Origin of the sequence: Glycomyces albidus (assembly GCF_009451885.1) — a bacterium.
GTDB lineage: Bacteria > Actinomycetota > Actinomycetes > Mycobacteriales > Micromonosporaceae > Glycomyces > Glycomyces albidus.
This window is the reverse complement of record NZ_WIAO01000035.1, coordinates 37,176-48,712: the sequence shown is the minus strand read 5'-3', so window position 1 is coordinate 48,712 and position 11,537 is coordinate 37,176. Positions and strand designations below refer to the sequence as shown.

Sequence of the window (11,537 nt, the reverse complement as noted above, 5' to 3'; positions counted from 1 at the left end):
TCGAAGGGGGAGGGGACCGGTGCCCGGAAGGGGGTGGGGGCGAACCGGCGCGCCGCGGGGGTCTTGTCCAGTTGCCGGACCGCGTAGGCGACCTGGTCGATCCTGGCCGCCCCGGTCACGGCGGCGTGGGTGAGGGCGGGGAACTTGGTGGCGAGGCGGGCGATGGCGGCGATGTCGGCCGCGGTCTGGCGGTGGAAGTCGAAGGCCGAGACCAGCCAGTCGCGCAGGGCCGAGAACCCGAAGCAGGTGCGGTGCAGGTTCGCCCGCTTCGCTGCGATCACCGCACCGAGCACGGTGGCGTGGTGGGCGTTGATCGCCGCCGCGGCCTCGTCCAGGGCGGTGCGGACCGCTGCCGCCTGCGCGGGTGCCTCGGTCCGGGAGGCGAGCGTTGCGGGGTTCGGGGCGGGGATCGCGGTGTCCACGGGGGTTCGCCTCCCTTCGGCTGTTCTCGAATGCGGTGCGGTTTTCCGTCAGCGTGTGCGAATCGTGTGAGTCAATAGTGACTCGATGTGACTGGTGGTGGCAACACCCGGTGGAGTGAACTTTGATGAGGGAGTTTCATCGGCGCGGGCCAAGATGCTTGTAGTGCAACAGGAACCGTGACCGGACCACGCCCGGACCGCTGCCACAATGGACCGGCATTGCCGCCGTCCGCCCCGGATCGGCACTGACCTCTCCGTCGCCGCCGCCCGAACCCGGAACACCACTGCCCCGGCCACCGCAACCGACCCTGCGACCGTCCCCGCCCCGCCGTCGCCGCCGCCCGAACCCCGAACACCGCGGCCCCGGCCACCGCAACCGACCCTGCGACCGTCCCACCCCCGCCGTCGCCGCCGCTTGAACCCCGATCACCACCATCCCGGCCATCGAATCCGGACGGCCCCCCAGTGACGCGAGAGCCGTCCGGCATGTCGGCACTGAAATGTGAAGATGCCGACAGCCGATCACCGGTCGCCGCCTTCCCAGACCGTTCTGGGTGATCCGCGGCGTTGCGACCGCGCGTTCCGGCTCCTCCTCACTTCCACTGTACGGACCGGATTCACCTGCTGAAGGCGGCGCGCAAAGCCGCAGCGGCGTCTTGGCGGGCCCGTTCGCTCTCATCGAAGCGGTGGCGGAGGAACTCATGGATCATGCCTGGATAGCGGATCGCCGCGACGGAAACGCCAGCATCGGCGAGCCGCGCGGCGTAAGCCTCGCCCTCGTCGCGAAGCGCATCGAACTCGGCGGTGATCACCAGTGCACTGGGAAGCCCTGCGAAATCGGAGGCGAGCAACGGCGATACCAGCGGGTTGAGTTTGTCCTCCCCGTCGCGCACGTAGAAGTCCATGAACCAGTCCTGCGCCGCGCGGGTGATGTTGCCGTACACGCCGGCGAACTCCCGGATGCTCCAACTCGTCCGGCGGAAGTCCACGTCGGGATAGATCAGCAACTGGAATACCAGGTCGGGCCCACCGCGCTCCCGCACCAAGTGCGTGACCACCGCAGCCAGATTCCCTCCGGCGCTGTCCCCGGCGACGGCCATCCGCGAAGCGTCCCCGCCGATCTCGGCCGCATGTTCCGCCGCCCAGCGAGTCGCGGCGAAGCACGCCTCCGGTGCCGCAGGAAACCGGTGCTCGGGGGCGAGTGGATAGTCGACCGACACGACGAGCGTTCCGGCGCCGTTGGCGATACTGCGGCACAGCCCGTCATGGGTGTCGAGGCTGCCGAGGACGAACCCGCCGCCATGGAAGAACATGGTGACCGGCAACCGCCCGGGCTCGGTGCCGAGCGGCGTGTAGATCCTGATCCTCAGCGGTCCTCGCCGGCTCGGGATCTCGGTGTCGCGGACCGCCTCGACCCGTTCCGGCTCGGCGAGCAGCGGGATCTGCCGCTGCAGCCCCAGCCGGGCCTGCTCGGGCGTGAACGTGTGCAGCGCACCGAATCCGGCCTTGGCGATACGGTCCAGATATGCCTGGACCTGCGGATGGAGCGCGGCCGGGACAAGATCGTTGTCAGTCATGGGACTATGGTTCATCTTGAACCACACTTCAAGTCAAGGGAACCACGGCATGGATCTGCTCGACATCGCCGACGTCGCCGAGCGCGCAGGGCTGACCCCGTCGGCACTCCGCTTCTATGAGCGGCGCGGCCTCATCGAATCCCACGGCCGGAACGGCATCCGTCGCACCTTCCACCCCGAGGTCTTGGGCCGGCTCGAGCTCATCCGCTGCGCCCGAGCGGTCGGATTCACCCTCGCCCAGATCGGACGCTTCCTCGAAGCGACCCCCGACGACACCGCGCTCCGCGAGCAACTGGCCGAGAAGTGCCGCCAGATCGACGTCGACATCGCACGCCTCACCCGCATGCGCGCCAGCTTGAGTCACGCCGTGAGCTGCAACCACAGCCCGATCAGCGCATGCCCCGAGTTCAAACTACGGCTCGAACAGCCCTGAGAGCCGGCCGCCTCCGACATCAATCCTTCGACGGGTGCTCGCCGCGTCTTCCGCGGGGGCGCGTCGTCCGTGCAGTTCCGCTGCGACTTGGCTCGCCGCGAGTTCGGTGAGTAGCCCGACCTCGCTCTCGCTCCCTGGGGGAGAGTCGGCGACGCAGCGAACACGTGAGCGGCAGAGGCGGGGCGTCGACTCTGGTTCACTCAGGAGCGGCCACGCGTCCAGAGGCTCCAGGCCCGTGCATACGGACCGTCGGCGTTCGCGAGGTCGTCGTGCGCGCCCTCTTCGACGATGCGGCCCTTCTCCATCACCACGATCCGGTCGGCGCGGGCGGCCTGATCGAGGCGGTGCGCCACCAGGAGTCCTGCGCGGCCTTCGAGGGCGGCGGCAGCGGCGTGGTCGAGGGCCGCCGAGTCGGCGCTTCCGGCTTCGGAAGTGGCCTCGTCGAGGACCGCGAGCGGCGGGTCGAGGAGCACCACCCGAGCCAGCGCGAGCGACTGCGCCTGGGCCGGGGTGAGCTCCACGCCGCGGTCGCCGATGCCGGTGTCGAGGCCGTCGGGCAGGTTCAGGAGGGATTCGGCGCCGACACGGCGGAGGACGGCTTCGAGTTCGTCGTCGGTCGCGTCGGGTTTGACGAGGTCGAGGTTCTCGCGGAGCGTCCCGTCGAAGACGTGGACCTCCTGGGTGACGAGCGCGGCCGAGCCGGCGACGGTCCCGGCCCCTGGGTCGAGGACGCCGGCGACGATCGCGGCGAGTGTGGACTTGCCGGCGCCGGAGGAGCCGACGAGGGCGACGGTCTCGGTTGGGCCGATGCGCAGCGAGACGTCGTCGACGACCGGGTGGCCGGGGAGGTATTCGAAGCGGATGCCCTTGGCGTCGGCCGCGGCTCCTTCCGGTTGGGGCCGTTCGGTGGCGGTGAACTTGTCGGCGTGGATGACGCCGACGATGCGGCGCATCGAGGCGAGCGAGGACTGGAGTTCGTCGACGACGAACATGAGTTCGTTGATGGGGCCGAAGAGGCGCAGGAAGAACAGCATCGCGGTGGTCGCGGCGCCGACACTGCCCTGGCCTTCGCGGACGAGCCAGAACCCGACGACGAGGATCGAGCTCATACCGAGGAATTCGGCGAGGTTGATGCGGGCGAAGAACCCGTTGACGACTGTGCGGGCGCGCACGGCCCAGATCGTGACGGCCCACGAAGCACGGGCGATGCGGGCGGCGTGGGCGCGGGAGAGGCCGAACGCGTGGACGGTCTCGATGCCGCGGAGCGAGGCGAGGAGGTGCTGGGCGCGTTCGGCCATGGCGGCGCGCTCGGCCTCGTAGATCTGCGGGGCGTTGCGGCGGTGCCAGCGCAGTGTGATGGCGTAGACGGGGATGACCAGGATCAGCGCGGTGACGGCGAAGCGCCAGTCGAGGACGGCGATGCCGACGACGGTGGTGGCGATGGTGAAGGCCGAGCCGGTGACGGCCGGGACGACATAGGGCGCGGCCTCGGCGATGACCGCGACGTCGTCTCCGGCGCGGCTGACAAGGTCGCCGGCGCCGGCGCGTTCGAGTGCGGCGCGCGGGAGGGCGAGGCCGCGGGCGACCATGCGTTCGCGGGTGGAGGCGAGGACGCGCTCGACCAGGCGGGTGGCGCCGACCTGGCCGAGGCCGTCGAACAGCGCGGCGAAGAGCGCCCCTGCGGCGATGGTGGCGGCGAGGAGCCAGATGCGTTCGGTGCCTTGCGTCTCGGCGACGGCGTCGACGAGCGCGCCGAGCGCCCACGGCGTGGCGAGCCCGGCCGCGGAGCCCGCGGTCAACAGGACGACGACCCCGACGACCTTCCAGGTGCCGCCTTTGAGCGCGAGCCGCACCTCGGAACGGACCTGCGCGGCAGTGGCGAGCGGGAGGGTCTCGCGGGTCTCACCGGTTGCTTTGTCGCTCATGCGGTCTCGCTTCGAGGATCGACGGTGGGCAGTTCGAGGCGGTAACTCACCGGCGTTCGCCTCCGCAAGGTCGCCGTCGGCCGGGTCGTCACGGACCGGGCCACCGTCCGCCGGGTCGTCGCCGGGTGTTTCCGGGCGCAGGTCGATGACGCGGTCGCAGACCGCCAGGAGTGCGGGCGCGTCGGTGATGAGCAGCGTCGAGCGGGTGCCGCGGGCGGCCCTGAGTCGTTCGGCGATGCGCGATTCGGTGACCGAGTCGACGGCGGTGGTCGGGTCCTGGAGGACCAGCAGCGGCGGCTCCTGGGCGAGGGCCCGGGCGAGGGCGATGCGCTGGCGCTGGCCGCCCGAAAGTCGCAGGCCGTCCTCGCCCACCTGGGTGTCGAGTCCGTCAGGGGCGGCCTCGATGATCTCGGCGCAGTCGGCGGCGTCGAGGGCGGCGTCGACCGCTTCGCGCCGGGCGGTGAGGAGGCCGACGTTGTCGAGGATGCTGCCGTCGAAGAGGGCGGCGTGGTGCGGGACGACGAGCACCGAGCGCCGGAGCGCTTCGAGCTCGTAGTCGCTGAACGGTCGCCCCTGCCAGGTGACCGCGCCGGCGTCGGGTTCGGCGCTGCCGGACAGGAGCGCGGCCAGGTCGGCCGCGGCGGCCGGGTCGGCGCGGAGGCCGACGCATTCGCCGGGGGCCACGTCGAGGTCCAGGCCGTCGAGGTGGCCGGTGCGGACGCCGGCGAGGCTGAGCTTGCCGTCGACGGCTTCGGGCTCGGCGTCGCCGTGGGCGGCTTCGTGCGGCGGGAGTTGGAGGATCGAGAGCACCCGCTCGGCGGAGGCGAGGGCGGCGGCCCAGATCGTGCCCGCGTTCTTGGAGAAGGATCCCAAGGGGCCCATGATGAACTGGGTCAGGCCGACGACGGTGATGAGCTGGCCGACGGTGAGGTCGCCGTTCCAGGCGCGCAGCCCCGCCACGAGCGCGAGCCCGGCCACGAACAGCCCGGAGGCGAGGTTCATGGAGCCGGTGTAGACGCCTTGGGCGCCGGCGGCGTGGAGGCTGCCGTCGAGGGCGTCGCGGCTGGCGCGACGGTACCGGTCGGCGGCCGCGGCCTGGGCGCCGAGGCCGGAGAGGACCCGGTACCCGGCGAGGAGGTCGGCGGCCTTGCCTGAGGCTTCGGCGGCGAGCGCGGACTGGTCGCGGCTGCGGCGGCGCAGGGGCCCGCCCGCGCGGTCCATGATGAGCAGCAGCAGCGGGACGCCGATGAGCACGATGAGCCCGAGCTCCCAGGACAAGACCATGAGCACGGTGCCGCACAGGATGACCGCGGCGAGCTCGCCGACGGGCCAGGCGGCGATGGAGACGGCTCTGGCGAGGTTGTTCACGTCGGAGGCGGCGATCGAGAGGGAGACGCCGGGGAGCCCGGCGCGGCCCTTGACGCCGGCGGGGTCCAGGAGCCGGTCGGCGACGAGGGTGCGCAGCCGGTGCTGGACTGCTTCGATGCCGAGCAGCCCGAAGCGGGACCCGAACCGGTAGCTGAAGGACAGGAGCGCGAAGTCGGCGCCGAGCAGGGCCACGCAGAGCGCGAGGCGTACGGGGTCGCCGGTGGCCACCGCCTGGTCGATCGCGAAGCCCATGATGACCGGCACGAGCGACTCGCCGATCTGGTGCATGACCAGCAGGATCGAGGCGGGGACGACCTGCCTGGGCGCGGCCGCCATCACCCGCAGCGTCAGGCGCCTCGGCGTGGTGTCGGCATCGATGCGGATGGGCCGCACGGGGATCGGCTCGGGGGGAGCCTGGAGCAGGACGGGGAGCCTCATGAGTTCCTGTCTGGGGACGCGGGCGTTCACCGGAATGTTAGGCAAGGCTAACTAAGACCGCAAGGTGAACCGGCCCACGTCGCCATCGAATCGACGGCGCGCGAAGGGAGACTGCTCGCGGGCCCGCGGCGGCCGTCAGACAATGCTCGGCGCGGGCAGGAGCCTCGCCGACCCGCTGCCGCCGTCAAGTGCGCACGGCGGCGCAGGCGCGGCGGCGGAAGGCGTCGAAGACGACGACCGCGTCGGGGCCGAAGTCCTCCCAGGGGCGGGCGGAGGCGTTCGTGCCGAGCTGGACGAACAGCGGCACGGCCTCCGCGCCGCGGCCGGAGTTGACGAGGGCGTACGCGGCCCAGTTCCGGTCGCTCGCGGCGTACACGCCGACGGCGGCGGCCGGTGACGCGAGTCCACGGAGGATCGTGTCGAGCGCGTGCCGCACCCGCGGGTCCTGCCAAACACCCTCGAAGTCGTCCTCGGCGTCGTACGCCGCCTGGAGGAGCAGGAACGCGAGCGTCGGTGACGCGGCGGCGGCCCGCTCGGCGAAGGCCAGCACCGGTTCGAACGAGACGGCCGACTCGGACCAGTACATGAGCGCGAACTCGTGCCCGGCGCGGTGCAGCGGATCGCGGGTCTGGAGCTCACGGAAGATCGATGTGAAGGTCTCGGCGCTGTAGCCGCGCCCGCGGGCGATGATGATCAGGGTGAGCCACGGCGTGGGGTCCTCCGGCGCGAGGGAGGCGGCCCGCTGCGCGACCTCTTCGCAGCGCATCTGGAGCGTGTGGAACGCCTCCTGCTGCCGGGCCGTGGCGTCGGGCCGGTTGCCGCGGAGTTTCCATGAGAGCCAGCACAGTCCGTGGGCCTCGACCACCGCGAGGTTCCGGTCCCGGCCGCCCACGGCGGCCTTCCACGCCTCGAGCCAGCGGACGTCGTCGGCGGCGGCCTCGCCGAGCGCGTGGACGGCGACCGCGCGCATGGCCCAGTCGCCGTAGCTGCGGTCGAGCAGGGCCGCGGCCGGGCGCCAGTCCCCCGCCCGCACCGCGTCCACCGCGGCGGCGACGGCCGGGACGGTCCGGCTCAGGTCCGTACTGAGGGCCTCCATCGGCGGCATCCCCCAGCGGGTGACGTCAACCGCGGGGATGTCCGGCAGGCCGGGGATGATCTCGGCGGGGTTGACGGTGGGGTCCACCTGCCGGATCAGGGCGATCAGCTCCTGCTGGCTGACGTCCTCCATGTACTGCTTCCACGACTGCCCGCGGCCTTTCGCCTCCTTGCGCATCGCCATGAGTACGCGGGTCTTCGCCCCTATGAGCAGTGCCAATGTTCTGTGGCCTTCCTTGTAGTCGTTCTACCGAGTCGATGAGGGCGCGCAGGCGCGAGGTGTCGGGCCGGTCGGCCACGGCGGCGTCGACCAGGGCCGCGAGCGGGTCCGCCAGGATCGAGCGCATGGCACCCGGGAACGGCCACGATTCGGCCCATTCGACGCCGCCGGCGGCGTCGATCCGCGCCGCCAGCGCACCCGTGAGTCCCTTATGGACGAGAACTCGGGCCCGCTCGCGCCGCACGCGGGGCGGGTCGCCCTGCGGGGCGTCCGGGTCGGTGCCGAGCTCCTCAAGCAGGCCGGCGTCGAGTGCGTCGAGCAGCGTCTCGACCGTCGGGGGCCGGCCGAGCGCGCGGGCGGCGTTGGCCGCGACGAGGGGCTCGGCGAGCGAGGCGAGGACGTGGAGGCGGACCAGGGCCGTCCAGTCCGCGCGGCGCATCGCGCGCGCCTCGGGTTCGAGGCCGTCGAGGAGGGCCGCGTCGAGCAGCCGCGCCGGGTCGCGCAGCAGCGAGCTCGCCTCCCCGGGCAGGATCCGCAGCTCGCCCGGGGCGGCCAGCGCTTCGACGGCGGCGATCCGCTCGTGCATCGGCGGATGCGTGTCGTACGGGTCCGGTTCGTCCGCCTCAATCGGCTCGTCGCCGAGGGAGGCGCGCAGGCTGCGGAAGCCCGCGAACGCGTCGGCGGGCAGGAATCCCTGATCCCAGGCGATGCGCAGGTGGTCGCGGCGGAACAGGTCCCAGGTCGCGGCGATCGAGGTGAGCGCCGCGAATGCGGCGGCGGTGGCCGCGGACCCGACCGCGGTCGCCGCGGCTTCGTCGGCCAGGCGCTCCTGGCGCCGGCTCAGGTTCGCCGAGCCGCGCACGACGAGCAGTCCGTAGTGGCGCAGCAGGAAGTGCATCGCCCGCTGGAGGTAGTCGTCGCGGTTGAGGACCGTGAGCGTGTGCACGAAGGCGCGCCGGCTGCGGTAGGCGGCGGCCGAGAAGCGGGTGTCGCGGGCGGCGTAGTGGCCGAGTTCGTGGCCGATGACCGCGGCGAGCTGCGGGGCGGTCATCTCGGCGACCAGCGGCGCGCCGATCGTCATGTGCCGGCGGGCGGCGACGAGCCCGAGCAGGCGGGTGTCCTCCATGACGGCGGCGTTCGCGTCGGCGGTCAGGAGGATGCGGTCGGGCGGGGCGGTGCCGACGGCGGCGGCGACGCCGCGGACGAGCGCCCACAGGTCGGGGTGCTCGTGCTCGTGGACCGGGACGCCGGGGAGCGGCTTGTCGCCCTTGAAGACCAGCACCCACAAGCCGCTGCCGAGGACCGCGGCGGTGGGCACGACACCGATCGCGATCTTGAGGGCCGAGAGGGTCGACACGGTGAACGCGTAGGCGTTGAACCAGATCAGCCCGGTCATGACGGCGAGCATCGCGGCCGGGACGGCGCCGGTCAGGACCAGGTGCGACGCGGTGCGCAGTCCCGGGAGCCGCTTCGCCTCGGGCCGCCGCGCAGCGGGCGTCATCACTGCTGTTCGGGCCGTTCGAGGCCCGCGCGGATCCGGCGGAGCGTCGCTTCGCGCGCGGCGGCGGCCTCGGGGTCGGCCCGCCTCCACAGGTCGTCGAGTTCTTCGTCGGCGGCCCGCCGGTTCGGGCGGCCGGCTTCGGCGGCGTCCCAGGCGAGCCGGTGCACCTCGTGCTCGCGCGAAGGGTCCCATGCGAGGACGGCCTCGACCCGGTCGGCGACCGAGCCGGCGGGGCGGGCGAGCGGGGCGGCCTCGGCGATCGTCTGCTGGGCGGTCCGGCCGCTCGTCAACCGGGTCTGGACGTGGGCGGCGCCGGCGATGAGCCCGCCGGAGACCACCGCGACGGCGATGCCGGAGCCGAGGCCGTAGGCGATGTTCAGGGCGACGCCGTTCGGCGCGGCGGCGGCGAACACCGCCGCCGTGGCGGCCATGCAGATGGCGTACCACCAGTATCCGAGCCGCTCGAGGGCCCGGAACCAGGCCGGTTTCGGTCCGGCGTACCCGTCGAGGGCCGCTTCGAGGCGTTCGACGGCCGCGCCGACTCCGACCGGTGCGTCAGGGGCGGTGATGATCACCTGCGCCGACTGCCGGGTCCGGATGAGCCAGCGGACGTCCGCCACGGGGGCCTCCTCGTCTGTCACCCCCATTCTGGGGCGCCGGGGGCTGGTTGCCGAGGCGGAATACCGGCGGGATACCGGCGGGAGTGCGCTTGCGGAGGCTCCCGAGCAGGACGCCGCTGACGACGAGGACGCCGCCGAGGGCCTCGGGGAGGGTCACGGTCTCGCCGAGGATCAGCCAGGCCGCGGTCATCCCGGTGACCGGCACCAGCATCGAGAACGGCGCCACGACCCCGGCGGGATGGCGCGACATGAGCCAGGTCCACAGGCCCGAGCCGAGGATCGTGCCGATCACGACGGTGTAGAGCAGGCCGACCACCGCGCCGGCCGCTTCCGGTGCGTCCCAGGACGTCAGCGACTCGGCGATCGGTGCGGGCCCTTCGACCAGGAGGGCCAGCGCGAGCATCGGCAGCGGCGGGACCACGGACATCCAGAGGGTCAGGTGGAGCGGGTTCGCGGCCCGGGCCTGGCGGTTGCAGATGTTGCCGATCGCCCAGCCCAGGGCGCCGGCGAGCGTGAGCAGGAATGGGATGACGCTGGCGTGCTCGGCGCGCTGCCAGCCGACGACGGCGAGGCCGCCGACCGCGACGAGGATGCCGATGAGTTGCGGGCCGCTCACGCGTTCGCGCAGGAAGGTGGCGCCCAGGAGCATCGTGAACGGTCCGGACGCCTGGAGGACCAGCGAGGCGAGGCCGGCGGGCATGCCGGCGGCCATGCCCCAGTAGAGGAACAGGAACTGGAGGGTCCCGAAGCCGAGCCCGTAGCCGATGAGCCAGCGAAGCGGCACGTCCGGGCGCTTGACGAGCAGGATCGTCGGGACGGCGATGAGCGCGAAGCGGAGCGCGACCAGGAACATCGGCGGGAAGTGCTGGAGCGAGGCGTCGATGGCGATGAAGTTGAGGCCCCACATGACGGCGACGGCCATGGCGAGGAGGACGTGGCGAACGGGCATGGGTCCAAGCATGGCCGCCCGGACTGTAAAGCACAAATGAAAATTACTTAAGGCACTGTGTAGTATCGCTTCATGGATGTGCGTCACCTGGAGTTGCTGCGCGAGCTGGCGCTGCGCGGCAGTGTCACCGAGGTCGCCCGGGCCACGCACCGGACGCCGTCGGCGGTCTCGCAGCAGTTGAAGGCGGCGCAGCGGGAGTTCGGGATGGTCCTGGCCGAGCCGTGGGGCCGGGGCCTGCGTCTGACCGAGGCGGGCCGGGTGCTCGCCGAGGGCGGCGCGAATGTGGCCGCCGCGCTGGAGCAGGTGCGGGCGCGGTGGGACTCGTTCCGCGGCGAGCCGTCCGGGGTGGTGACCGTTGCGGCGCTGCCGAGCGCGGCCACGTTCATGCTCGCGGCGGTGCTGCGCGAGGTCGAGGGGACTGCGATCGAGGTGCGGTGCAGCGACATCGACATCGCCGAGGCGGAGTACGCGGCGTTCGCCGCGGACAACGACATCGTGATCGCGCACAGCCTCACCGGGGTGCGAGCGGCGGGCGCGGCCGCCCAGACCGTGGTCCCGCTGGCGCGCGAGCCCCTCGACGTGGCGATGGCGGAGGACCATCCGCTCGCCGCGCGGGAGTCGGTGCGCGCCGAGGACCTGGTGGACTGCGAGTGGATCGGGGTGCCGAAGGGCTACCCGTTCGACACGGTGCTCGAATCGGTGGAGCGGGCGACCGGGGCGACTCTGCGGGTGACCCAGCGGATCCGCGACAACCGGCTCGTGGAGTCGCTGGTGGCCGGGAGCCGCCGGGTCGCGGTGCTGCCGCGGTTCACGACGCCGGTCGGGGCCGGCCTGGTGCTGCGCGAGATCGCCGACGTGCCGACGCGGCGGCACGTGGCGGCGATCCTGCGGACCGACCGGGCCGAGCGGCTGGCGGTCAAGCGGGTCCTCGACGCGTTCCGGCGGGTGGCCGCCGAGGTCGAACGGCGCCACCGGACCCGGGTCTAGCG

General features: G+C 72.5%; 8 protein-coding genes and 1 pseudogene. 2 read left to right on the top strand and 7 right to left on the bottom strand.

Annotated features, from left to right (window positions below; all coding sequences use genetic code 11):
- Nucleotides 1-422, bottom strand: a pseudogene (locus tag GFD30_RS21535) (hypothetical protein); the annotation flags it as partial.
- 617 nt (nt 423-1,039) lie between these two features.
- Entirely contained in the window at nt 1,040-1,999 is a 960-nt protein-coding gene (locus GFD30_RS21530) for an alpha/beta hydrolase (RefSeq protein ID WP_153027230.1), read from the bottom strand.
- Nucleotides 2,000-2,048: 49 nt separating this feature from the next.
- Here GFD30_RS21530 and GFD30_RS21525 point away from each other — a divergent pair, with 49 nt between their 5' ends.
- On the top strand, nt 2,049-2,432 hold the full coding sequence (locus GFD30_RS21525) for a MerR family transcriptional regulator (RefSeq protein WP_153027229.1): 384 nt from the start codon (nt 2,049-2,051) through the stop codon (nt 2,430-2,432).
- A gap of 200 nt (nt 2,433-2,632) precedes the next feature.
- On the opposite strand, the gene GFD30_RS21520 is transcribed toward GFD30_RS21525, so the two are convergent.
- The 5 genes from GFD30_RS21520 to GFD30_RS21500 all read right to left on the bottom strand — a co-directional run bounded on the left by GFD30_RS21520 (nt 2,633) and on the right by GFD30_RS21500 (nt 10,548).
- On the bottom strand, nt 2,633-6,163 hold the full coding sequence (locus GFD30_RS21520; RefSeq protein ID WP_153027228.1) for an ABC transporter ATP-binding protein: 3,531 nt from the start codon (nt 6,161-6,163) through the stop codon (nt 2,633-2,635).
- Nucleotides 6,164-6,347: 184 nt separating this feature from the next.
- Nucleotides 6,348-7,391 (bottom strand): DUF4034 domain-containing protein, encoded by a 1,044-nt coding sequence (locus GFD30_RS21515; RefSeq protein WP_153027227.1) that lies wholly within the window; start codon nt 7,389-7,391, stop codon nt 6,348-6,350.
- Entirely contained in the window at nt 7,285-8,979 is a 1,695-nt protein-coding gene (locus tag GFD30_RS21510; RefSeq protein ID WP_153027226.1) for a M48 family metalloprotease, read from the bottom strand. Before GFD30_RS21510 ends, GFD30_RS21515 begins: the two co-directional genes overlap by 107 nt.
- Nucleotides 8,979-9,599: a hypothetical protein gene (locus GFD30_RS21505; RefSeq protein ID WP_153027225.1), complete on the bottom strand. Its 621-nt coding sequence runs from the start codon at nt 9,597-9,599 to the stop codon at nt 8,979-8,981. Before GFD30_RS21505 ends, GFD30_RS21510 begins: the two co-directional genes overlap by 1 nt.
- Nucleotides 9,535-10,548: an EamA family transporter gene (locus GFD30_RS21500; protein ID WP_153027224.1), complete on the bottom strand. Its 1,014-nt coding sequence runs from the start codon at nt 10,546-10,548 to the stop codon at nt 9,535-9,537. Before GFD30_RS21500 ends, GFD30_RS21505 begins: the two co-directional genes overlap by 65 nt.
- A 72-nt stretch (nt 10,549-10,620) precedes the next feature.
- Here GFD30_RS21500 and GFD30_RS21495 point away from each other — a divergent pair, with 72 nt between their 5' ends.
- Nucleotides 10,621-11,535, top strand: coding sequence for a LysR family transcriptional regulator (locus tag GFD30_RS21495; RefSeq protein WP_153027223.1), 915 nt, complete (start codon nt 10,621-10,623; stop codon nt 11,533-11,535).
- Nucleotides 11,536-11,537 lie beyond the last annotated feature (2 nt).

Coding starts and splice junctions, on each gene's coding strand:
- GFD30_RS21495 (WP_153027223.1), top strand. CDS start 10,621: ATGGATGTGCGTCACCTGGAGTTGCTGCGCGAGCTGGCGCTGCGCGGC.
- GFD30_RS21530 (WP_153027230.1), bottom strand. CDS start 1,999: ATGACTGACAACGATCTTGTCCCGGCCGCGCTCCATCCGCAGGTCCAG.
- GFD30_RS21525 (WP_153027229.1), top strand. CDS start 2,049: ATGGATCTGCTCGACATCGCCGACGTCGCCGAGCGCGCAGGGCTGACC.
- GFD30_RS21500 (WP_153027224.1), bottom strand. CDS start 10,548: ATGCCCGTTCGCCACGTCCTCCTCGCCATGGCCGTCGCCGTCATGTGG.
- GFD30_RS21515 (WP_153027227.1), bottom strand. CDS start 7,391: ATGGAGGACGTCAGCCAGCAGGAGCTGATCGCCCTGATCCGGCAGGTG.
- GFD30_RS21520 (WP_153027228.1), bottom strand. CDS start 6,163: ATGAGGCTCCCCGTCCTGCTCCAGGCTCCCCCCGAGCCGATCCCCGTG.
- GFD30_RS21510 (WP_153027226.1), bottom strand. CDS start 8,979: ATGACGCCCGCTGCGCGGCGGCCCGAGGCGAAGCGGCTCCCGGGACTG.